Here is a 21677-nt window from a genome sequence, read left to right on the forward strand (position 1 = left end):
TTCGGAAAACCGGTTTCCACTTTTCCGGATCATGCTCTAGCGCTTGTCGTCGTCCTGCTGGTCGCCGTCGCTCGGCGGCTGCAGGCCGGGGCTATTGGCCCAGCGGTCGAGTTCTTCGATGACCCGCCGGTGGCTCGGCCGCAACCTGGACGGAGCACCGGGTTCTTGCGATAGCTTTCGGGGCAGCTTGACCTGTTCTGGCATGATGAGGCTCCAGAGCTGGGCAGTACGCAGCATGCTTGCAGCGACAGTGTCGCCGCTTGAAAACGCTCTACGCACGCGACTTCAGAAGGTCGCGAATCTCGGTGAGGAGCTCCTGCTCCCTGCTCGGCCTCGGCGGCTCGGCCGGTGCCGCGGGTGCTTCGCGCTTGAGCTGGTTCATGAGGCGGACCACGATGAACAGCACGAAGGCAACGATCAGGAAGTTCAGCGTCAGGGTCAGGAAGTTGCCCCAGGCCAGCACCGCGCCCTGCTTCTTGGCGTCGGCGAGGTTGGTCGCCGTCACCGACTTCGACAGCGCGGTGAAATAGTTGGAGAAGTCGAGCCCGCCGCTGATCGCGCCGATGATCGGCATGATGATATCGGCGACCATCGACGAAACGATCGCGCCGAACGCGGCGCCGATGATCACGCCGACGGCGAGATCGACGACGTTGCCCTTCATGGCAAATTCCCTGAATTCCTTCAGCATGTGATCTCCTGTTCCAAAGGATGTGGCGCGGCCCGGCGACGGATGCGCCGGCCGTAACAAAAGGTGCGAAAACTATTGGTGCTCTGCCGGCTTCGCGGGCGCCGCGACCGGCTGCGCGGGCGCTGCCTGCTCCCACGGCGCGGGCAAGATGACCCGCGCGGGCGGCGGGTTCTGCGCGGCGCGCTGCACATTCGCGCTCGCCGGCCGTGGCTCGTTGCCGGCATTATCCGCGCGGGCAATGGCGATGGTGATGCCCAGCGCCAGTGCTGCCAGTCCAAGTCCCGCGCCGATCGAAGCGGCGACGACGCCGGTCCAAGATCTGTTCACGGGCCGGTTCAGGATGGCAAGATGAGATGAGGTCATCGCAGCTGCTCCTCACGCAATACGCATTGTTCTGAGCCGTGCGGGGCGCGAACGCCACGCACGGCTCGAGGCAGGATGTCAGGTCTTGATGTCGTCGGGCAGCTTGCCGCCATTGGCGGCGAGCTTGGCCATCACCTGCTGATGCAGCCAGACATTCATGGTGGCGGTGTTGTTGGTATCGCCGGTGTAGTGCAGCTCCTTGGCGAGCTCCTTGCGCGCCGCAAGGCTCGAGTCGAGGCCGAGCGCCTTCATCAGGTCGACGATGGAGGTGCGCCAGTCGAGCTTCTCGCCGCTGGCAGCAGCCGCCTTGTCGACGATCGCAGCGACGTCGACCGTTTGCGCTGTGGGCGTGGCGGATGCAGGTGCTGACGATGATGTCGATGTTGAAGCCGGCGCAGCGCCGGGCGCGGCAGCGGTTGTGGTCTCAGCCGTCTTGGCCTGGGCGCCGTGGCCGAAGATTGCACCCATGATGCTTCCAAAAATGCTCATGTCTCTCACTCCGTGCGCCCGAGACACCGTTTGTCTCGTGGCTGATTCCGGTGACGGGGCGGACGATAGGCAGGCCATTGGCCGAGCGGAAGATGACCATCGTCACTATCGGAGTGTGGGACAGCGTGGTGCAGTCGGGGAGAGAATCGTGCGGTCGTGCACCGCGCGTCGCGAGCGTTTCATCGTACGCCCCACGTGCGATGAAGTCAGCCGTCCCGGCCCGATTCGCCAGCCCCGAGAAGTCGGGACGGCTGACACCAACGCGCTTATGTGCTTAGGTATCGTGACCTAGACTAGAGCTGGCGGCGGCGGATGGTCTGCGCGAGTTCGACAAAGCTTTCCGCGATGCCGACGCCGGTCTTGGCGCTGACCGATTTGACACTTGACTTGGCGAGCCCCGCGATCGCGCCGGCGCTGCCCGCGGCTTCCGGCAGGTCGATCTTGTTCAACAGCGCCCGGTAGGGCCGGCCCGGGAAGCGTTCTTCAAAGCCGCGGACCAGTTCGACCATCCGGGTCACCGTCTGCGGCCGCGTGACGTCGGACACGATGATGGCCGCGGACGCGCCGGTGACATAGACGGTGTCGAAGATCTGCGTGCCGAAATCGCCGTCGGTGTCCCACAGCACGAGGCGCATCGGATCGCTGCCGTCCGCCGGCGCCACGTCATGGCTCAGGATCTCGACGCCTAGCGTCGATTTGTACTGACCCTCGAACCGGTTGTAGATCAACCGGTAGAGGATCGACGTCTTGCCGACCCCCATGTCGCCGAGCAGCATGACTTTCGCGGTGAGCATCAGCGGGCCACTTCGCCTCGATAGACCGTCTCGAACGCCACGCGGCGGTTGCCGCCGACGGTGGCTTCGAGCCGGTCGGTGATCGGCATCGTCGCGGCGCGCGACACCAGAATCAGCCGCGACGGATCGACTCCGAGCGCGGTCAGCTTGCGCTGCACCTGTTCCGCCCGCTTGCGCCCCAGCGTCTTGTTGGTGCCCTCGGTGCCGCTCTGATCGGCATAGCCGACGACCCGCACCCTGAGATCGTTGTTCGCCAGCAGTCCGGCGAGCTCGCGGAGCTGCTGCTCGGCCTGGTCGTTGTCGAGGACTTCGTCCGAATTGTTGGCGAAGAAGATCGCGGTCGAGGCGATGAAGCGGTCGAGCCGCGCCACCGGACCGTCGGCGACGGATTGCAGCTTCGCGTACTGCTCGCCCAGCTTGGCGTACTGTTCGCCGAGCTTGTCATACTGCTCGGTCAGCCCGGCATATTTCTGGTCGCCCGACTTCGCCTGCGCGCCAATCGCCTCGCGCATCTGGTCGAGGCTCGCCTGCAGCCGCGTCAGGCTCTGCTGCAGGCCCGCGATACCGGCCTGCGATGCCGCCGCCTGCTCCGGCGTCGACACTAGCCCGATGTGGTTGACGATCTTGTACGGCGCCGCGGCCGCCGCCAGTGCGTCGATCAACGGCGCGGTCTCCAGCTGGCTCGGCTCGATGCCCGAGACGGCGACGCTGCGGCTACCGTGATCGAAGTCGAGCTGCAGCGGGAATGAGTTCAGCAACGGCTGTTTCGCGGCGAGCTGCTCCAGAGCCGCATGGGTCCGCCGCTCCAGCAGGCTGCGCGTCACCGACGTCGCGGCAAGCCAGAGCAGTAGCGCGGCCGCAGCGGCGAGCACGGCGAACAGGATGACCTTGCCGCGCCGGCTCGCGATCCTGGGCGGCGCGTCGTCGGTCTCGATCGCGGCCGCAAGCGAGGCCAGCATCGGCCCGTCGCAATCCGCGCCGCGGTCGATGCGCTCGATCGCGTCGAAGAACAGCGAGTTGATCCTGGCATTGTCGGCGGGACGCAGCGGTCCCAGGCACTCCGCCGCGAGGATGAAGCGGGGCGAGGCGCGCAGCGCGAGCTGCCGTCCGCCGAAATCGAGCGTCTGCAGATTGCCCTCGCCGGCCAACGCCTGCACGGAGAATTCGAGGATCGCGGCAACCATCGCGCTGAGCAGATCGGCGCGCTCGTCCGGGTTCGCCTCGCGCTTCCAGTCCGCGATCAGGCGGCCATTGCCGCGCTCGATGATCAAAAGCCGGTTGATCCGCGGCGGGCTGTCGGCGAGCACGAACTCGCTGATCGGACGCCCCGTCACCAGCGACTTGGTCCGCCCGACCCATAATTGCGCCGAGGTCAGCGCATTGATGCGCTGCTCGAGCGAGGCGACCAGCTCCCTGAACGCATTGGCGACCGCGGCGCTGACCAGCCGGCCGACGATCGGATAGAGCGCCTCGATCATCTGCTCGCGCGAGTTCTTGATCTCGCTGCGGATCGCGGAGACCACGACCGGCGCAATCGCACTGGCGAGCTCGCGCGGCCGGTTGACCTCGGCGCGCTCCAGCGCCTCGACCAGGATGCCGGCGGTGGCCGTCTCCAGGCGATCGGCATTGCCGACATAACGCTGCAGCGTATCGAGATCGGCCTCGAGCGAAGTCAGACGCGTCGCCTCAGGCTGTAACAGCAAGGTCCTGAGCTGCTCGATCTCGCGGTTCTGGCCGGCAGCAGCTGCCATGCTATTTGCTCGTGCGGCCGGATCCCAATCCGCTGATGACGGTGCCGAGCTGGGAGATGGCCGCGCCGACATCCTTCAGCGACTCGAGGCGCTTCTGCTCGGTATCGCGTTCGAGGTCGGAGAGCCTCGCCTGCAGCGCGGTGAGCTCGTTGGTGAAGTCCGCCTGCATCTGCTTCAGCGATGCCTGCATCTCGTCACGCAGACCCGAGAGGTTGGTCTCGAGCGAGCGTTGCGCGCCGCCGAACAGGAGGTCGCGGACCTGATCGATCGCCGCCATGCCATGCGCTGCCGGATCCGCGCCGTTGCCGGCCGCCGGAGCATTTGCCGGCCCGTCCGTGTCCTTGGTCTGGCGATCGGTACCCTTCATGGTGATTTCCTGCTTACTCATAGCCGCGCACTCCGGATCTGCGGTGTCAAAAAGCAAATCCGAAACAACCCTATAGCCAATTTTGCGGGCACGGCCCAGAGAAAGGCGAGCAATCTCAGCCAGATCAACCGGATGGTTGTGCGGTTGAGGGCAATTATTTCTAGTAAGTTATTGCCTTTATTGCCAGTTCCGTACGGTTCTTGACCTGGCATTTCTCCAGGATCGTGCTGACATAGTTCTTCACGGTTCCTTCGGCCAAATGCAGCCGTTCACCGATCTCGGTGTTGCTCTTGCCTTCGACGATCAGCGTGAGAATTTCATTCTCCCGCGCCGTCAGCCCGTCGCGCACCGGCAGCTTCGCCGACACGCGCGGGCCGCGCAGCCGCTTGAACTCGTCGAGGATGCGCGCGGCGACGCCGGGCGACAACCCGGACTGGCCGTTGATCACGGCGCGGATCGTGCCTGCGATCTCGTCGATCCTGGCATCCTTCAAGAGATACGCCTTGGCACCCGCGCTCACCGCCTCGAAGATCAGATCGTTGGTCTCGAACGTCGTCAGCACCACGACATGGGTCTGCGGCAGTTCGCGGAGAATCCGCTGGGTCGCGGCGATGCCGTCGACGCGCGGCATCTGCAGGTCCATCAGGATGACGTCCGGCCGATAGCGCCGCGCGAATTCGATGGCCTGCTCGCCGTCGGACGCGCCGGGAAGGATCTCGAAATCGTCGTTCTGCTGCGCGAGCAGTGTGGCGATACCTTCCCTGATCAGCGTCTGATCCTCGGCGATCAGCACCCGTACCTTCTCAATCCTGCTCACGGGCTTCCGTCATCCTCTCGAAGATTCCGTCGTCTTGCGGTCGCGTTTTCCTGACGCGAACCGGTACCCACTTCGCTCGAAAACGCTCCGAACGTACGGCAACTACATCAATCGGCCAGCACGCCGGCAGACCCTGCCGACGGCACCGCCACGGGGAGCGAGATCCGGACCAGCGTTCCCTGTCCGGGCGCGCTCTCCACCGCGCAGCTTCCGCCGACAAGTTCAGCAAATTCGGCCATGCCAATCAATCCGAAATGTCCGGGATGGGGGACCGCGGGGTCGAAGCCGCGGCCGTCGTCGCGGATTTCGACGACGAGCTTCCGACCGACCGCGGCCGGCGCATCGAAGGCGTGAAAGAAGACGCGGCGCGCCTGCGCATGGGCCTGAACATTGCGCAGCGCCTCGCTGAGGATGCGTTGAACGGTCAGGCCGCAATCGCGCAGGCCGGGCCGTGCCTCTTCATCGATCTGGATCGACACCCTGACGCCGCTGCGTGTCGCGAAGTCGCTCAACAATCCTTCGACATCGGGATCAAGCTTCAAATCATCGGGCGTTCGCAGCCGGTCGATGGCTTCGCGGGCGCGCGAAAGCCCGCTCGCCGCGGCATCTTCCGCGGTCGCAAGGCTGTCCGCCACGCGCGCGGGATCGGCGGACAAATAGTGCCTGATCAGCCGAATCTGGGTCAGCAGCGCCACGATGGAATGCACCAGCGTATCGTGCAGATCGCGCGCCAGCCGCAGCCGCGTCCGCGCCAGCGAGGCAAAGCGCACCTCCGCGCTCGCCGCCTCGAGCTGCTGCTCCATCAGGCGCCGCGCCCGGCGCTCGCTGCCGAGCAGCGTTTCGACCTGGCGCCCGGCAAAGTCGGGCATGGCGATCACGAAGAAGTGCGACAGCGCGCCATTCCACCGCACGACCGCCGTCATCGGCTGCGCGATGTCGGGCGATGCACCGCGCACGCCGGCCAGCGCGATCATGTCCCGCCGGCCTCCGGCAAGCGCCGCCAGTTCGGCTTCCATACCGACCAGCAGCATGCACTCGCAGCAATCGGCGCCGATTGCAGGAAGCCATTCGACCAGCCGCCCGATTTTCCGCTGCATGCGCCGGTCGGCGCCGATGACGGCGAGACCGATGACATCGGCTTCCGCGGCCGCAAGCAAATCCGCGCTCAGATCGATCATGCGTTGCCCATCAACTCAGCGAGCAGCCCACTCTGGCGTAAGCCGGCAGCGGCCGCAAACGAATATGACTTTCGTCACAACTGATCCTGACCTTCGTCAGATGCCGCGGCCGCACGAAATGCGATTGTCTCTCACGCATGAGCAAGGGCGCAATCCACGATGTGCCACATGCCGTCGCCGATGGCGACGCCAGCCGGGCCGCGCCCTGGGAGGGTCGCGCCCGTCGACCGGAGTTTGGACTGACAATGAGGGCCGCGCCACGGAAATCGTCGCGCATCGAGCTGCGCATGTTGGCGGAAGCGGAGAAGCCCGCACGACGCCGGCGCTTGAGTGCGACCCAGAAGCTGGCGTTGCGGGAAGCCCTCGCCGGCCGCCTGCAGCTCTATCCGCGCGGATATGCCGCGAGCAAGACCGGACCGTTCCACTCGCGACGCGCCATTCTGGGACTGGTGCGCGCCGGCCTGATGAGCCTCAGCGCCACGGCGCGCTATGCGGCCGTGACCAAGCGCGCGCGGGAAATCTACGCGGCTCCGGCAGCGGACGCAGAGGTCTAGCGCCGAAGCCGCATCGTGCACTAGCCCTTGAGCGCGGTCACCACCACCTCGATCAGCGCGCTGCCGCCGAGGTCGGCGACGCCGACCGTTGCCCGCGCGGGCAGGTCATCGCCGAAGAACTCGGTCCAGACAGCGTCCATCTCCTTCTTCTTCGACAGGTCGGTCACGAAGATCGAGGCGCTGACGATGCGCGAGGCGTCCGTGCCGGCCTGCTTCAGATAGCCCGAGATCTTGCCGAGGATGTTGCGGGTCTGCTCGCCCATCGAGACGCTGGTGTCGTCGGCGATCGTGCCGCCGACGAACACGAAGCCATTGGCTTCGACGGCGCGATGCATGATCGGCGTGCGGATGCTGCGGGTAATGGTCATGATGTCCTCTTCAGGGTTGGGAGGTGTTGAAGCGGTCGATCGCGAGATCGCCGATCCGGGTCTGGGTGCCGCCGTTCACGATCAACTCGGTCATGACAGCGCCTGCGGCAGGACCGAGCTGAAAGCCATGCAACGAAAAGCCGAACTGGTGATAGAGCCCATTGTGCCGGGCGCTCGGCCCGAGCACGGGCAAATCGTCCCTGGTGCGGGCCTCGATGCCGGCCCAGGCGCGCGTGATCGTCGCGCCGCGCATCACGGGAAACAGCTCGAACACGGTGCGCGCACTCACGGCCAGGCTGCGCCAATCGAGCATGGTCTCGTTGCGGTCCTGATCCGGCACCGCCAGATGGCCGCCGCCGATCAGCACGGTTCCGTTGGCGAATTGCTTGAACGACAGTTTGCGGCCGCGCAGGACCACCACGGGATCGATGAAATGCGGCACCGGCGAGGTGATCATCAGCATCGGCGCCACGGTTTCGACCGGCACCGGTTCGCCGAGGCTGGCGGCGATCCGCCCGGCCCAGGCGCCAGCGGCGTTCACGAGGACTGGCGCGGCGTAGCTGTCGGCGCCGACATCGACCTGCCATAGCCCATCGTGCTGCCGGATGTTGCTTGCGGCGACACCCTCGCACACGGTGGCGCCGAGCGCGGCGGCCTTGCGCCGGAACGCCGTGGTGGTCCGGGCCGGATTGGCGGCACCATCGCGCCGCGAGACCACGCCGCCGGGACAGGTTTCGGCCACGGCAGGGACCAGCCGACGCAATTCGGTGCCGTCGATCAATTCCTCATGGGTGAAGCCGAGCGCGTTCAATTCCGCGACCCGGGCGCGGCAGTTTTCCAGCTCCGCGGCGTTCTCGGCGACCAGCACCTGGCCATGGCTCTCGAAGCTGCAATCGTCGTCGACCAGTTGCTCGATCCGCGCCCATATCTCCATCGAGCGGATCGAGAGCGGGATTTCGGCGACATGCCTTGCAAGTTGCCGCACCCCGCCGGCGTTGACGCCGGAGGCGTGCCGCCCGGCATAGTCCTTTTCGATCAGCACCGGCTTCATTCCGGCCAGGCACATGTGAAGCGCGGTCGAGCATCCGTGGATGCCGCCACCCACGATGATGGCATCCACAAGTCTGGTCATCCGCGCACCACCGCTTTGACGTCGGCCTCCGTCTGCGGCATCGCCGCGAGCTCCGCCAGCGTGATCGGCTTCACCGGCGCACGCAGCCGGTAATAGCCGATGTCCTGCGGGCTCTTGCCGCGCGCCTGTGCCATCAGCTGGGTGACGGTGAGACCGCAAAGACGCCCTTGGCACGGCCCCATGCCGGTGCGGTGATAGGCCTTGAGCTGGTTCGGACCTGTCGCACCGATGGCCACCGCATCGAGAATATCCTGGGCCGTCACCTCCTCGCAGCGGCAGACGATCGTGTCGCCCGACGGGATACGAAACTGCGGCGCCGGACGGAACAGCACGTCGAGAAAGCCGCGGCCGCGCTCGGCCTGCGCCAGCGCCGTTCTGAGCACGTTGTCGGCGGTGAGTTTCGCCGTGGCGGCGGGCGCGAGCGCCTCGACCGCGGCGCGCGCGGCGATGCGGCCACGCGCCATCGCAACGGTCGCGCCGCCGATGCCGCCGCCGTCACCTGCGATGGCAATGCCTGCAACCGACGTGTTGCCGTCGGCATCGAGCACCGGCGACCAGCACAGCTGCCGGTCGTCCCAGCGATGCTCGATCCCTGCCGCCATCGCGAGATTGACGTTCGGCACGACACCCTGATGCAGCAGCAGCAATTCCGCCGGAATCGTCTCGCGCCGTCCACCGGCGACGCAGCTGACGCTCGCAAGCCGACCCTCGCCGGCGGCGGCGAGCTCACTGACCCCCGTGGTCACCGGGACTTTCGCCTTCACCTCCCGCATCATTGCGAGGCCCTTGGCGAAGTAGGGCGAGGTCATGAAGTCGAAGGCGTGGGGCAATGCCGCAAGGTAGTTGCGGCGCTCCGTCGTATCCAGAATGCGATCGATCCGGCCGCCGAGGCGAAGGATCTGGGCCGCCAGCAGCCAAAGCAGCGGCCCCTGGCCCGCGATCACGGTACGGCCATCGGGCACCAGACCAGAGGATTTCAACATCGTCTGGGCGGCGCCCGCGGTCATCACGCCCGGCAGCGTCCAGCCCGGAATCGGAAATGGCCGCTCCAGCGCGCCGGTCGCGAGAATCACGCGCCGTGCCTTGATGAAGGACGATGTGCCGCCGACCGAGACGCCGATCTCGAGCTGGCGATCAAGGCTCCAGACCGTGGCGCGGTGAACGATCTCGGCACCGCTCGATCGCACCTCGGCGACGAGATCGGCGCCCGCCCAATAGTCGGTCCCCAATTGCTCGGGCGCCTTCACCGGCGTCGAGGCGATGGCGCGCCACACCTGGCCGCCGGGGCCCGGATTCTCGTCAAGCAGCAGCGTCGACAGGCCGGCCGCCGCCACCATCGCGGTCGCGGCAAGCCCCGCCGGGCCCGCTCCGATCACCACGACGTCGTAATTGTCGCGACCAGGGGTCATCGGCCGATCTCCCTCTTGCCCTTCTGGATTTCGATCTGCATGCCGTCGGCAACCGGGACGAGGCAGCCCTGACGATTGCCGACGCCGTCGATGGTGACGAGGCAGTCGAAGCACACGCCCATCATGCAATAAGGCAGCCGCGGCGCGCCGCTGACAGCGGTGGCGCGCCGCACGTCGCGGCCCGAGGCCAACAGCGCCGAGGAAACCGTGTCCCCTTGCCGCGCCTCGATGGCCGCACCGTCGACAAAGATCTGCACGCGTGGCCGGTTGTCTTGATCGATACGTTTGAACATGTGGTGCCTCTTCAATGCGTGCCGGTGCCCGGCGCGGTGGCGGCGCCGAAGCGGCGGGCCGAGAACGCCCCGACCAGATCCGGATCGAGCGCGCCGACGGTGACCATGCGCGCGATGTCGAAGGCATGATTGGATGCCAGGGTCACGCCGGAATGGCAGCAGGCGACAAACGCGCCGGGCGCGCTTTCCGACTGGTCGTAGATCGGAAAGCCGTCACGCGACATTACGCGGATGCCGGCCCAGGTGCGGACGACGTTGAGGCGCGCGAGATGCGGGAACATGCGCTGCGCGCGATCCGCCATCACCGCGCTCACCGCGTGATTGACCGTGCGGTCGTCGAGCTGCTCTTCCCGGCTGTCGCCGATCATCACCGTGCCCTCGTCGGTCTGGCGCACGGTGGTCAGCGGGTGCGGCAGGAACGGCACGGTGCGCTCGGTCACCACGATCTGCCCGCGCGTCGGCTCCATCGGCGCGAACAGGCCGACCATCGGCGCCAGCGTCTGGTTGGCGTTGCCGGCCGCAAGCACGACCTTGGCCGCACGGATTTCGCCCTGCGGCGTCGACAGCCTGAATTCGCCGCCGTCGCGGGCGATCGCGGACACCGGCCGCTCCGGGAGATAGTCGACGCCGAACAGCTTCATGCCGGTATGAAAGGCGCGGAACGTGCGCAGCGAATTCACATGACCGTCGAGCGGACAGAAGCTGCCGCCCGAGACTTCGGGACCGATCAGCGGCAGCATCTTGCTGACTGCGGAAGCCGACAGCATTTCCATCCGGTAGTCGGCGGCGCCGACCTGGTTGTGCATGCGCGTGACGAGCTGACCGCGCTGCGCGAACTCATCCTCGCCGAGTGTCAAATGAAATCCGCCGTTCTGCTGCAGGGCGACGTCGAGGCCGGTCTGCTCCTTCAATTCGGCCGCAAGCCGGCCCCAGCCTTCCGACGCCCGCACCGTCCAGCCGGTATAGGCCGGCATGCCGAGGCCCTTGCTCTGCACCCAGACCAGCGCAAAGTTCGCGCGCGAGGCGCGTTTGGCGATGTCACCCTCGTCGAGCACGGCCACCGTCTTGCCGAGCCGGCCGAGCCCCCAGGCAATTGCGGAGCCGAGCAGGCCGCCGCCGACAACAGCGACGTCGTAATCCTTGTGCATGGGTTCTCCTATCGCCCGGGATCGCTCTTGCCGGCGAGCACACGGTCGAGCCCGTAGAGGCGGTCGAGCAAAATCAGCGCCGTCATGGTGATCGCGATCACGCACGCGGAGACCGACGTCACCAGTGGATCAATGTTGTCCTGGATGTAGAGGAACATGCGGACCGGCAGCGTCTCCGTGCCCGGCGCCGCCAGGAACACGGTCATGGTCAGGTCGTCGAAGGACTGGATGAAGGCGAGCGCCCAACCGCTGATCACGCCGGGCAGGATCAGCGGCAGGGTCACGCGGCGAAACAGTGTCCAGCCGCCGGCGCCGAGCGAGACGGCGGCCATCTCGATCGAGCGGTCCATGCCGGTCGTCGCCGCCAGTGTCAGGCGCAGCGCGAACGGAAACACGACGATGACATGAGCAACCAGCAGCGCCGCGAAACTCCCGCCCATGCCGATCGAGGTGAAGAAGCGCAGGAACGCGATGCCGAGCACCACATGCGGGATCATCAGCGGCGACAGGAACAGCGCCATCAGCGCGTCGCGGCCGCGAAATCGATAGCGGGCGATCGCCAGTGCCACCGGCACCGCGAACAGCAACGCGACGAAGGAGGACAGCATGCCGAGCCCGAGGCTGACCCAGAATGCGTGCACGAATTCGGGATAGTTCGCAATCTCCCTGAACCAGCGCAGCGAGAAGCCATGGGTCGGCAGCGACAGGAAGCCTTCGGGCGTGAACGCGACCAGACAGACCACGACGATCGGCGCCAGCATGACCGCAACGAAGATCGTGTGGAAGGCGAGCGCCAGCGGGCCGTTGGTTCTCATCGGAACACCTCGGCATAGCGCCGCTCGATCAGCGCGTTGCTGCCGACGACGATGAGCGCCAGCGCCAGCAGAAGCAACACGGCGACCGCCGCACCGAGCGGCCAGTTCAGCGTGTTGAGGAATTCGTCATAGGCGAGCGTCGCGGCGACCTTGAGCCGACGGCCGCCGATGATCGCGGGCGTCGCGAATGCGCTGGCCGACAGCGAGAACACGATGATCGCGCCGGACAGCACGCCGGGCATGATCTGCGGCAGGATGATGCGGCGGATGATGGTGAAGGCGCCCGCGCCGAGCGACATCGCGGCGTTCTCGATCTGCGGGTCGACGCGCTGCAACGCGACCCAGACCGAGAGCACCATGAACGGCATCATGACGTGGGCAAGCGCGACCACGATGCCGGTTTCGGTGAACATGAAGGGGAGCGGCGTGTTGATCAGCCCGAGCGAGATCAGGAGCTTGTTGACGAGCCCGTTGTTGCCGCCGAACAGCAGCGCCCAGCCCAGCGTGCGCGCCACCACAGAGATCAGCAGCGGACCGAGGATCAGCAGCATGAAGAAGCCTTTCCAGCGTCCGCCCATGCGGTTGAGGATGTAGGCCTCCGGCGCGCCGAGCACGGCGGTGATCAGGGTTGCGAGCAGCGCGATCCGGAACGTGCGCCAAAACATCTCCGCGTAATAAGGATCGCTTGCGATCTCGCGCCAGTTCTTCAGGATGAAGACCGGCTCGATTCCCTTGTACTGGCCCCAGTCGTGAAACGTGAGCATCACGGTCATGGCCAGCGGGATCACCAGCACGCCGACGAACAGCATCAGTGCCGGCGCGGTCAACAGCCACGGCGCGCCCGCCGAACTCTGCTCGGACGATGCCGCGAGGGCCTGCGGTGCGGTGTCGGCGCTGCTCATGCGGCGGCTCCGCTCGGGCGCACGCTCATGTCCTCGGGCCGCCAGGCAAGGCGGACGGCCTCGCCCTCGGCCGGCTGCGGCTTGCCGTCGTTCTGCCGGACCACGAGCGCGGGCCCGCATTCGGTCTCGCACTGGAACAGCCAATGATTGCCCTGGAAAATCCGGCTGACGATGGTTGCGGCGAGCCCCGCGTCGGCAAAGCTGATGCGTTCCGGGCGCAGGCTGATCGTCACCGGCCCGGCAACCGCGACCGGCGCAGGCGCGTGCCAGGAGCCGGCGACCAGCCGTGCCGGATTTGCGGTCCGATCAACCGTGGCGGCGAAATCATTGGTCTTGCCGAGAAACTGCGAGACGAAGGCCGATGCCGGCCGCTCATAGGTCTCCTGCGGCGTGCCGATCTGCTCGATGCGGCCCTGGCTCATGACCACGATGCGATCGGACAGCGACATCGCTTCGTTCTGATCGTGGGTGACGAGGATCGTGGTGGTGCCCAGCGTCCGCTGGATCTGGCGCAGTTCGATCTGCATCTCTTCGCGCAGCTTGGCGTCGAGATTCGACAGCGGCTCGTCGAGCAGCAGGACGCTCGGCTGGATCACCAGCGCGCGGGCCAGCGCCACGCGCTGCTGCTGGCCGCCGGACATCCGGCGCGGATAGCGCTCCTCATAGCCTGCGAGCCCGACCATCGCGAGCGCGGCGGCAACGCGCTCGGCGCGCTGGCTCCGCGGCACGCGCCGCATCTCCAACCCGAAGGCGACGTTCTCGGCCACGGTCATGTGCGGAAACAGCGCGTAGCTCTGAAACACAACGCCAAGCCCGCGCCTCGCGGGATGCACGGCAGTGAGATCGCGCCCCTCGAGGCGGATGGCGCCCCGCGAAGGCTCGAGGAAGCCCGCGATCATCTGCAACGTCGTGGTCTTGCCGCATCCGGACGGACCGAGGAACGAGATGAACTCGCCCTTCCGGACCGCGAGACTGAAATCGTCGACAACGGTCTGCGAACCGAACTGCTTTGCGACGTGCTCGAGTTCGAGAAAGGACATCAATGTGCTTTCCGGATGCTGAAGGGGCCGGGACCGATGGGGCTGGCGGATGGCGGAAACCGGAGCGCGGCGCGCTCCCCGGCTCAGCGCTCGACCTCGCGATTCCACCGCTTGGTCCATTCCTCGCGCTTGTCGTTGATGGCGGCCCAATCGGGGTTATAGAGCTTCGTCGCGCGCTCTCCGATCGGCGCCATCTTGCCGAGCCCCTCCGGGATCACCAGCGATTTCAGCACGGGGCCGTAGCCATATTCCTTCAGCAGCACGAGCTGGATTTTCGGATCAAGCAGCATCTTGATGAAGGCCACGGCCAGCGGCGACGCGTTCGGCTTGGCAATCGGACAGGCCGTCGTGAGCAGCGTGGCGGCGCCTTCCTTCGGATAGACGAAATCGACCGGGAAGCCGGTGCTGGCAAAGCTCTGCACGCGGCCCGTGCCCCACACCGCCAGCACCGCCTGGCCGGACTGGAACAGCTCGGTCATCTTGCCCGGCGACGGCTCGTAGGCGAGCACGTTCGGATTGATGTCGTTCTTGAAGACCTTGAAGCCGGCATCGACATTGGCTTCGCTACCGCCGTTCATCCGCGCCAGCATCAACAGCGCCTCCAGGCCATAGGTGTTGTTGATCGGCGGAATGACGAGCTGCTGCCGGTACTTCGGATCCTTCAGATCGTTCCAGGAGGTCGGCGGCGCCCAGCCCTTTTCGGCGAAGACCTTGGTGTTGTACATCAGGCCGGTCGCGACGATGCCGATCGCCACCGCGCGATCGTCCTTGAAGCGGGCGGCGTCATAGAGATCGATGGACGACAGGCCATCGACCGTGCCGCAGAAGCCGAGCTGGATCGCCTGGTACATCGGGCCGTCGTCCACGATCGCGACGTCGATCTGCTGATTGCCCTTCTGGGCTTGCAGCTTGGCGAGCGTATCCGTCGAGTTGCCGGCGACGTATTGAACCTTCACACCGTTGGCTTGCTCGAACGCGGGGATCACCTCCTCGCGCATCGTCTTCTCGTACGAACCGCCGTATCCCGCGACGTAGAGCGTCGTCGGCTGGGCCGAAGCTTGCGAAGAGATCGAGGCCAGCGCGCCGCGAGGCTGGCAGCGCACAGAAGGCGAAGATGCATCATCGTCCAAGCTCCCTTTTCTCATGACGGAGCGGCAGCCCGGCTTGATCGATGCACCGGGAGGCCGGAGTTGCGGTTGGCCTTGCGCTCGTGCAGTGCCCTGGTCGAGTCACGAACGGTATTTAGAGACCGCAAAACTCTTTCAGCGATTCCAATCTGCTGAAAAAACAAGCGGCATCAGAACGTGATGAAAAAGATCGCAGCCCTCGCTTTCACCGTCCAATGAATAATGGCAGGGTCTGCATGCCGAAATGTTATGAGAGCGAGCGGGAATGGCGAGGATCAATCCACGGCAGGTCGAGGCTTTCCGGGCCATGATGCTGACCGGCAGCGTGACCGAGGCCGCCAAGCTGATGGCTGTCACCCAGCCGGCGGTCAGCCGCTTGCTCCGTGATTTCCAGGCACTCCTGAAGATGGAGCTGTTCGAGCGGCGCGGCAGCGGGCTGGTGCCGAGCGCGGCTGCAACGGCGCTCTACATGGAGGTCGAACGCTCCTTCGTCGGCCTCGATCGCATCACCGCCGCCGCCGAAGAGATCCGCAGCCGCCGCACCGGCACGCTGCGCATCGCAGCGCTGCCGGCGCTGTCCAACGGCTTCCTGCCGCGCCTTGCGGGATACTTCCTGAAGGAGCGGCCCAATTTCAACCTCGCCTTCTTCGGAGTCATCTCGCCCATCGTGATCGACTGGGTGCTGAACAATCAATGCGACATCGGCTTCGCCGAGGGGCCGATTGCGCATTCCGGCTTGCCATGCGTGCGCATGCCCGCGCTGCCGCGCGTCGCGGTTCTTCCCGCCGGCCACCGCCTGGCAAGCAAGGCCACGCTCGAGCCGCCCGATTTCGAGGACGAAACGTTCATATCGCTGTCGGCCGGCTCCACCGGCCGGCATCTCATCGACCAGGCCTTCGGCCGCTACGATGTGCGCCGGATCCTGCGCGTCGAAACGATGTTGTCGGAGATCATGTGCGGACTGGTCTCCTCCGGCCTCGGCGTCGCGATTTGCGACCCGTTCACGGCGCAGGAATTCGAGAGCCGCGGCGTCGTCAGGCGCCGCTTCCTGCCGCGGATCGACTTCGAGTTTGCCGCCGTGTTCCCGCCGCAGCGGCGCCCCTCGCCTGTCGCGCTGGAGCTGGTGGAAACCCTGCGGCAAGCGCTCGTTGTGCTCGACGGTGACATCGCGGCCGGCGCCGGCTGATCACCGGATTATGAAGATGAACTGATAAGCCAATCTTTACAGTTTACCTTCATATCTGCTATCGGTTCCGCATGAACAACGCACCGGCCCGCACCGGCTCAGCGCGCACATCCGCGCTCGCCGAGGATCTTCGTTTGCTGATCGGAAAGCTGAAGCGCCGGCTGCGCGAGCAGGGCCAGCGCGAGGATCTGCCGCCTTCGCAGGTCGCGGTGCTGCTTCGCCTCGAGAAGGACGGGCCTGCCACCGTCTCCAGCCTGGCGCGGGCGGAGGGTATGCGTCCGCAGTCGATGAGCTCGGCGATCGCAGCGCTCGAGGATGCGGGCCTGGTCCGCGGCGCGCCCGATCCGGACGACGGCCGGCAGACCATCATGTCGCTGACCGACACCTGCCGCGAGCGGCTGCGCACCGGCCGCGCCGCGCGTCAGGACTGGCTGGCGCGCACCATTGCCGCGCGGCTGTCGGCGCGCGAACAGGAAGAACTTGCCGCTGCCGTCGGGCTGCTGAAACGGCTGGTCGAGGATTGATGCCTGCCGCGCCGCGCCAATCCCGCTGAAAGGAGACGATCATGGCCCTGACGACGCTCGATCCGATCACCGCGCTCATTGTCGTCGACCTGCAATCAGGCCTCGTCGGCGCGCCCTTCATCCATCCCTTCGCAGACATCGTGGCGCGCGCCCGTGCCCTCATCGCCGCGTTTCGGCGGCACAGACTGCCGATCGTGCTGGTCAATGTCGACGGCGCAGCACCCGGACGAACCGAGCGGCCGCGCCCCGGCGGCGCATTTCCCGACGGCTGGACCGACCTGCTCCCGGAGCTCGACCGGCAAGCGAGCGACATCGTCGTCACCAAGCGGACGTGGGGCGCGTTCGCCAGCACCGATCTCGAGAGCCAGCTCCGAGCCCGCGGCGTCACCCATGTCGTGATCGCCGGCGTTGCGACCGGCACCGGCGTCGAGTCCACCGCGCGGCAGGCCTATGAAGCGGGCTTCAACGTCACGCTCGCAATCGACGCCATGACCGATGCGCGGCCGCATGCCCATGACTACAGCATCGAGCATGTGTTCCCGCGGCTCGGCGAAACCGGCTCGACGCAGGCGATCATCGATCTGCTTGAAAGGACCAAAGCGCATGAACTGGCTTGACCTCGTCGCCTACTTCTTCGGCGGCGCCTTCCTCACCAACGCGATCCCGCACGTCGTCGCCGGCACGATGGGCGAGCCGTTCCAGAGCCCGTTCGCAAAGCCGCCCGGCGAGGGCCTGTCGTCGTCGACCGTCAACATCGTGTGGGGCTTCTTCAACCTCGCCGTCGGATATCTGCTGGTCTGCCGCGTCGGCGATTTCGGCTTGAGGGCCACCAGCGACGTCGCAGCGCTCGGTCTCGGCGGCCTCCTGATCGGCCTGTTCCTGGCGCGGCGGTTCGGACGGTTTCACGGCGGGAATGATCCACAGCGAACATGAGACGCGTTTTCCGATCGTTAGCGAGCTTCAACTACCGGGTCTGGGCGGCCGGCGCGCTGGTGTCCAACATCGGCACCTGGATGCAGCGCGCTGCCCAGGACTGGCTTGTCCTCACCCAGCTGACAAATCATAGCGCGTCCGCCGTCGGCATCGTGATGGCGCTGCAATTCGGGCCACAGCTCCTGCTGATGCCGTGGACCGGCTTTGCCGCCGACCATTTCAACCAGCGCAAGCTCCTGATGGCGACCCAGGCGACGATGGCCGCGCTCTCGCTCGCGCTCGGAATCCTCACCGTCACCGGACTGGTGCAGCTCTGGCACGTCTACACCTTCGCGTTCCTGTTCGGCTGTGCCGCCGCGCTCGATGCGCCGGTGCGCCAGACCTTCGTCGCCGAGCTGGTCAGCGACGCCAATCTGTCGAACGCGATCGCGCTGAACTCGACCTCGTTCAACGCCGCGCGCATGATCGGCCCCGCGGTCGCCGGCCTCATCATCGCCTCGGTCGGCACCGGCTGGGCCTTCCTGTTCAACGGCACGTCCTTCCTGGCGGTGCTGACCTCGCTGACCTTGCTGCGCACCTCGGAGCTGCGTCCGAACGCGCGGGCCCATCCCACCAAGGGCAGCGTCATGCAAGGCTTCCACTATGTCTGGTCCCGCCCCGATCTCAGGGCGACGCTGATCATGCTGTTCCTGATCGGGACCTTCGGCCTGAACTTTCCGATCTTCATCTCGACCATGGCGGTCGGCGTCTTCCACACCGATGCGCGCGGCTTCGGCCTGCTGTCGTCGGTGATGGCGCTCGGCACGATGTCGGGCGCGCTGCTGGCCGCGAGCCGCGAGCAGCCGCGGTTCTCTTCGCTGATGCTGGGCGCCGCGATCTTCGGGCTCGGCTGCACGCTCGCCGCACTGGCGCCGAGCTATTGGCTGTTCGCAGCCGCCCTCGTCGTGATCGGCGTCGCCGCGCTCACCGTCACCAACACCTCGAATGCGCTGATGCAGCTGTCGACCGAGCCTGCGATGCGCGGCCGTGTGATGGCGCTGCGGCTCGGCGTGGCGCTCGGCGGCACGCCGATCGGCGCACCGATCGTCGGCTGGGTCGCCGACCACCTCGGCCCGCGCTGGGCACTCGGGGTTGGCGCCGCCGCCGGCTTTGCCGCCGCGATCGTTGCGCTCGGCATGCTGTCCCGATTGGATGGCGAAGCCGAACATCGCAGCCAGGAGGCGCGGAGAAGTGAGATCAACCTGCCGCAGCAGCGCTGATCAAGATTTACGTCAACCGGTATCCACTTCGCCTAATAGGCGTAGGACGTCTTGCCCGGCTGCACGGTCAGCCGGAAGGCGACATCGGTCGAACCATCCATCAGCTCGATCGTATGGCCGCACACCAGGCAGCGAAACTCGCCCGCGACGCCGCCCTTCGACGTCAATTCGATCCGGCGATAGCCGGCCTGGCAATGGGGGCACGTAACGTCAGATTTTCGCATGGAATCAGCAAGCCGTTGCTCTCGCTATTTTCCACATGCCCATCGTCAGAAATGTGACGGTGTCACGATCTGAGAGAAACAGGCGTCGGGTCGCGCGATCGTCATCGATGACTGAAAACGGGCGCCGGCGGGCGATAGGGAATCGCCGAGACCCCGAAGTTGCGGCCATATTGCTGCTGCACCGCCGGGATGTTGACCACGCCCACCTTGAGGTCCTGCGACCTCGCGTCGATCGGCAGCGTGTTGGTCACGGGCGGATTGACCTGATGGCGGTGCACCGACGACAATTTCCGGCAGCGGCGTGCGTTGCTGTTGCGTCTACGTCGACCAGGGTGACGGGATTTTGTGCTGACCTTTCAGCGTGAAAAGTTCCCGACGATCGCCGGAGCGCCGCCGCAACCAAGGCAAGCGGATAGCCGCCGGCCGAAAAAACGAGCGAGCGCTCTCTCGGAAAATTTCATCATCCCCCTTTTCCGACAACCAATTCTCGGGCTAGGAATTATGCAAGGGCGTCAAGCCCAGCCCGGACCGGCAACAAAATGAAATGGTCCGGGAGCACAGCCAGGGAGGCAACGTGGGTCTCGCGCGTCAGCGGCCGGGGACGAATGCGTTCGCGATGGACGTGCTTTGCGCACGCATCCTCGAACGGCATCGCGATTCCATCCGGGTCCAGAAGCCGCATCTCGCCGTTCCGAACCTCACGCGCATCATCGGCGCCACGCTCACGCTTTCCAACAAGCACGGCTTTCACGCCACCACGCTGCGCCAGCTCGCGGAGGCCTCCGGCCTCAGCATGGGCGGCCTCTATACCTATTTCGACAGCAAGCCGACGCTGCTGTCGATGATCCTCGGCGAGGTCGCCGAAACGGTGGCCGAGGTGCTCACCGCGCCGCCCGCCGACGTGAAGCAGGATGCGCGCAAGCACCTGCACTGGATCATCGCGACCCATGTCCGCATGAGCGAGGCGATGCAGCCCTGGTTCGTGTTCTGCTTCATGGAAGCGAAGTCGTTTCCGCCGGCAGAGCGCCAGCGCGCCATCGAGATGGAGGTGATGACCGAGAAGATCATCGCCGGCGTCCTGAAGCAGGGTGTCGCCAACGGCGCGTTCGCGATCGATCAGGTCACGTTGACGGCCTCGCTGATCAAGCCGCTGCTGCAGGACTGGTACGTCAAGCGTTGGAAATACCGCAGACGCGGCACCTCGATCGAAACCTACATCAACGCCGTCAACACGTTTGCCGACGCCGCGGTCGCGGGCCGCGTCGCGACCGGCCCCCGCACGAGATCCCGGCCGACGGCGCACCCATAGGAAGGACGAGGCAATGAAGCGATTGCGGTTCAATCAACAGGAGATCGTCTTCGCCGTATTCGCCGTGCTCTTCCTGGCATTCTCGATCTTCCTGCGCGGCTTCCTGACGCCGGAGAACATGCTGACGCTGCTGCAGAACGTCGCGGTGCTCGGCATCCTCGGGCTTGCCATGGCGATCGTCGTGATCGGGCGCGGCATCGACATCTCGCTGATCGCAGCCCTCGCGGTCCCTCCGGGGCTGGTGCTGCAGATGGTGCAGAACGGCCACTCGCTGCCGGCTTCGCTGCTGACCGCCGTGCTGCTGACGATCGCGTTCGGCCTGGTCAACGGCTGGCTGATTGCCTACGCCGAGGTGCCTTCGCTGTTTGCGACGCTGGCGACCGGCCTGCTGCTCGCCGGCCTCGGGCAGGCCGCGCTGTTTCAGCTCGACGTCGTGCAGTGGAGCGACGGCATGAAGGGCTTCGAGCGGCTCGGACAGGGCACCATCCTCGGCATCCCGACCTCGATCGTGATGTTCGCGATCGCCTGCGTGGTAGTCGCGTTCCTGCTGCGCCAGACGCGCTGGGGCGCCTATATCTATGCGATCGGCGACAATCCCTACGCCGCCCGCGTCACCGGCATCCCCTCGCGCCCGATCATCGTGCTGCAATATGTCGTCGCAGCGCTGATCGGCTGCTTCGCGGGCCTGGTGATGGCGGCGTCCGTCAACTCGATGCCGACCCGCATCTTCAATTCGACCCTGATCTACGACGTCATCCTCGTCGTGGTGCTCGGCGGCATCGGCCTGTCGGGCGGCCGCGGCGGCGTGCTCAACGTCGTCATCGGCACGCTGCTGATCGGCACCATGCTGAACGGCATGACCATCATGGACATCTCCTATGCGGGACAAAATCTCGTCAAGGGGGTCGTCCTGCTGCTCGCCGTCATCACGGATTCGTTCCTGAATCCGCGCAACGAAGAAACGGCACAGCAGGGCGACATCTGAACCAAGCCAAAGAAAGATC

27 protein-coding genes and 1 pseudogene are annotated in these 21677 nt (G+C 66.0%); 8 read left to right on the forward strand and 20 right to left on the reverse strand.

Going from position 1 to position 21677, the window contains the following annotated elements:
* Window positions 1-36 precede the first annotated feature (36 nt).
* From ACVILL_RS09665 to ACVILL_RS09705, 9 genes are all read right to left on the reverse strand, one after another.
* Window positions 37-204 (reverse strand): hypothetical protein, encoded by a 168-nt coding sequence (locus ACVILL_RS09665; RefSeq protein WP_456728847.1) that lies wholly within the window; start codon window positions 202-204, stop codon window positions 37-39.
* A gap of 67 nt (window positions 205-271) precedes the next feature.
* The gene (gene mscL / locus ACVILL_RS09670; protein WP_456728848.1) at window positions 272-691 is read right to left on the reverse strand and encodes a large conductance mechanosensitive channel protein MscL; all 420 of its coding nucleotides are present in this window, start codon (window positions 689-691) and stop codon (window positions 272-274) included.
* 72 nt (window positions 692-763) lie between these two features.
* Window positions 764-1054 carry a hypothetical protein gene (locus tag ACVILL_RS09675; protein WP_456728849.1) on the reverse strand — a complete coding sequence of 97 codons (291 nt, stop codon included), beginning with the start codon at window positions 1052-1054 and terminating at the stop codon, window positions 764-766.
* A gap of 78 nt (window positions 1055-1132) precedes the next feature.
* Complete coding sequence (locus ACVILL_RS09680; protein WP_456728850.1) at window positions 1133-1543, reverse strand: DUF3597 domain-containing protein; 411 nt, start codon at window positions 1541-1543, stop codon at window positions 1133-1135.
* A 293-nt stretch (window positions 1544-1836) separates the two neighbouring features.
* Window positions 1837-2337, reverse strand: a complete 501-nt coding sequence (locus ACVILL_RS09685) for a GTP-binding protein (RefSeq protein ID WP_057018933.1) — start codon at window positions 2335-2337, stop codon at window positions 1837-1839.
* The gene (locus tag ACVILL_RS09690; protein ID WP_456728851.1) at window positions 2337-4088 is read right to left on the reverse strand and encodes an OmpA family protein; all 1752 of its coding nucleotides are present in this window, start codon (window positions 4086-4088) and stop codon (window positions 2337-2339) included. Before ACVILL_RS09690 ends, ACVILL_RS09685 begins: the two co-directional genes overlap by 1 nt.
* Window position 4089: 1 nt before the next feature.
* Window positions 4090-4476: a hypothetical protein gene (locus ACVILL_RS09695; RefSeq protein ID WP_456728852.1), complete on the reverse strand. Its 387-nt coding sequence runs from the start codon at window positions 4474-4476 to the stop codon at window positions 4090-4092.
* 139 nt (window positions 4477-4615) lie between these two features.
* A complete protein-coding gene (locus ACVILL_RS09700; RefSeq protein ID WP_456728853.1) occupies window positions 4616-5272 on the reverse strand; it encodes a response regulator transcription factor in 657 nt (218 codons plus the stop codon).
* 107 nt (window positions 5273-5379) lie between these two features.
* The gene (locus ACVILL_RS09705) at window positions 5380-6450 is read right to left on the reverse strand and encodes a sensor histidine kinase (protein ID WP_456728854.1); all 1071 of its coding nucleotides are present in this window, start codon (window positions 6448-6450) and stop codon (window positions 5380-5382) included.
* A gap of 287 nt (window positions 6451-6737) precedes the next feature.
* Between ACVILL_RS09705 and ACVILL_RS09710 the strand changes: the two genes are divergently transcribed.
* Window positions 6738-7004, forward strand: coding sequence for a hypothetical protein (locus tag ACVILL_RS09710; RefSeq protein WP_456728855.1), 267 nt, complete (start codon window positions 6738-6740; stop codon window positions 7002-7004).
* A 20-nt stretch (window positions 7005-7024) separates the two neighbouring features.
* On the opposite strand, the gene ACVILL_RS09715 is transcribed toward ACVILL_RS09710, so the two are convergent.
* From ACVILL_RS09715 to ACVILL_RS09755, 9 genes and pseudogenes are all read right to left on the reverse strand, one after another.
* Window positions 7025-7372: a RidA family protein gene (locus tag ACVILL_RS09715; RefSeq protein WP_456728856.1), complete on the reverse strand. Its 348-nt coding sequence runs from the start codon at window positions 7370-7372 to the stop codon at window positions 7025-7027.
* A gap of 10 nt (window positions 7373-7382) precedes the next feature.
* Complete coding sequence (locus ACVILL_RS09720; protein ID WP_456728857.1) at window positions 7383-8504, reverse strand: NAD(P)/FAD-dependent oxidoreductase; 1122 nt, start codon at window positions 8502-8504, stop codon at window positions 7383-7385.
* The gene (locus ACVILL_RS09725) at window positions 8501-9913 is read right to left on the reverse strand and encodes an FAD-dependent oxidoreductase (RefSeq protein ID WP_456728858.1); all 1413 of its coding nucleotides are present in this window, start codon (window positions 9911-9913) and stop codon (window positions 8501-8503) included. The genes ACVILL_RS09720 and ACVILL_RS09725 overlap by 4 nt, the downstream gene beginning before the upstream one ends.
* Window positions 9910-10206, reverse strand: coding sequence for a (2Fe-2S)-binding protein (locus ACVILL_RS09730; protein ID WP_456728859.1), 297 nt, complete (start codon window positions 10204-10206; stop codon window positions 9910-9912). The genes ACVILL_RS09725 and ACVILL_RS09730 overlap by 4 nt, the downstream gene beginning before the upstream one ends.
* A gap of 11 nt (window positions 10207-10217) precedes the next feature.
* Complete coding sequence (locus ACVILL_RS09735; RefSeq protein ID WP_456728860.1) at window positions 10218-11354, reverse strand: NAD(P)/FAD-dependent oxidoreductase; 1137 nt, start codon at window positions 11352-11354, stop codon at window positions 10218-10220.
* 8 nt (window positions 11355-11362) lie between these two features.
* The gene (locus ACVILL_RS09740) at window positions 11363-12169 is read right to left on the reverse strand and encodes an ABC transporter permease (protein ID WP_456728861.1); all 807 of its coding nucleotides are present in this window, start codon (window positions 12167-12169) and stop codon (window positions 11363-11365) included.
* Entirely contained in the window at window positions 12166-13071 is a 906-nt protein-coding gene (locus tag ACVILL_RS09745; RefSeq protein WP_456728862.1) for an ABC transporter permease, read from the reverse strand. Before ACVILL_RS09745 ends, ACVILL_RS09740 begins: the two co-directional genes overlap by 4 nt.
* Complete coding sequence (locus ACVILL_RS09750) at window positions 13068-14111, reverse strand: ABC transporter ATP-binding protein (protein WP_456728863.1); 1044 nt, start codon at window positions 14109-14111, stop codon at window positions 13068-13070. Before ACVILL_RS09750 ends, ACVILL_RS09745 begins: the two co-directional genes overlap by 4 nt.
* An 83-nt stretch (window positions 14112-14194) precedes the next feature.
* Window positions 14195-15234 (reverse strand): annotated as a pseudogene (locus ACVILL_RS09755) (ABC transporter substrate-binding protein).
* 269 nt (window positions 15235-15503) lie between these two features.
* Between ACVILL_RS09755 and ACVILL_RS09760 the strand changes: the two are divergent.
* From ACVILL_RS09760 to ACVILL_RS09780, 5 genes are all read left to right on the forward strand, one after another.
* Window positions 15504-16424, forward strand: a complete 921-nt coding sequence (locus tag ACVILL_RS09760) for a LysR substrate-binding domain-containing protein (RefSeq protein ID WP_456728864.1) — start codon at window positions 15504-15506, stop codon at window positions 16422-16424.
* Between the two features lie 71 nt (window positions 16425-16495).
* Entirely contained in the window at window positions 16496-16948 is a 453-nt protein-coding gene (locus ACVILL_RS09765) for a MarR family winged helix-turn-helix transcriptional regulator (protein ID WP_456728865.1), read from the forward strand.
* A 41-nt stretch (window positions 16949-16989) separates the two neighbouring features.
* Window positions 16990-17565, forward strand: coding sequence for an isochorismatase family protein (locus tag ACVILL_RS09770; protein WP_456728866.1), 576 nt, complete (start codon window positions 16990-16992; stop codon window positions 17563-17565).
* Window positions 17552-17881, forward strand: coding sequence for a hypothetical protein (locus tag ACVILL_RS09775; RefSeq protein WP_456728867.1), 330 nt, complete (start codon window positions 17552-17554; stop codon window positions 17879-17881). Before ACVILL_RS09770 ends, ACVILL_RS09775 begins: the two co-directional genes overlap by 14 nt.
* On the forward strand, window positions 17878-19140 hold the full coding sequence (locus tag ACVILL_RS09780) for an MFS transporter (RefSeq protein ID WP_456728868.1): 1263 nt from the start codon (window positions 17878-17880) through the stop codon (window positions 19138-19140). Before ACVILL_RS09775 ends, ACVILL_RS09780 begins: the two co-directional genes overlap by 4 nt.
* Before the next feature lie 32 nt (window positions 19141-19172).
* On the opposite strand, the gene ACVILL_RS09785 is transcribed toward ACVILL_RS09780, so the two are convergent.
* A complete protein-coding gene (locus ACVILL_RS09785) occupies window positions 19173-19364 on the reverse strand; it encodes an MJ0042-type zinc finger domain-containing protein (RefSeq protein ID WP_106324358.1) in 192 nt (63 codons plus the stop codon).
* A gap of 101 nt (window positions 19365-19465) precedes the next feature.
* Window positions 19466-19615 (reverse strand): hypothetical protein, encoded by a 150-nt coding sequence (locus ACVILL_RS09790; RefSeq protein WP_456728869.1) that lies wholly within the window; start codon window positions 19613-19615, stop codon window positions 19466-19468.
* A 365-nt stretch (window positions 19616-19980) separates the two neighbouring features.
* Here ACVILL_RS09790 and ACVILL_RS09795 point away from each other — a divergent pair, with 365 nt between their 5' ends.
* Entirely contained in the window at window positions 19981-20673 is a 693-nt protein-coding gene (locus tag ACVILL_RS09795; RefSeq protein ID WP_456734222.1) for a TetR/AcrR family transcriptional regulator, read from the forward strand.
* A 13-nt stretch (window positions 20674-20686) separates the two neighbouring features.
* Window positions 20687-21658, forward strand: a complete 972-nt coding sequence (locus ACVILL_RS09800; protein WP_456728870.1) for an ABC transporter permease — start codon at window positions 20687-20689, stop codon at window positions 21656-21658.
* Window positions 21659-21677: the final 19 nt, after the last annotated feature.

Source organism: Bradyrhizobium sp. USDA 3364 (assembly GCF_054056355.1).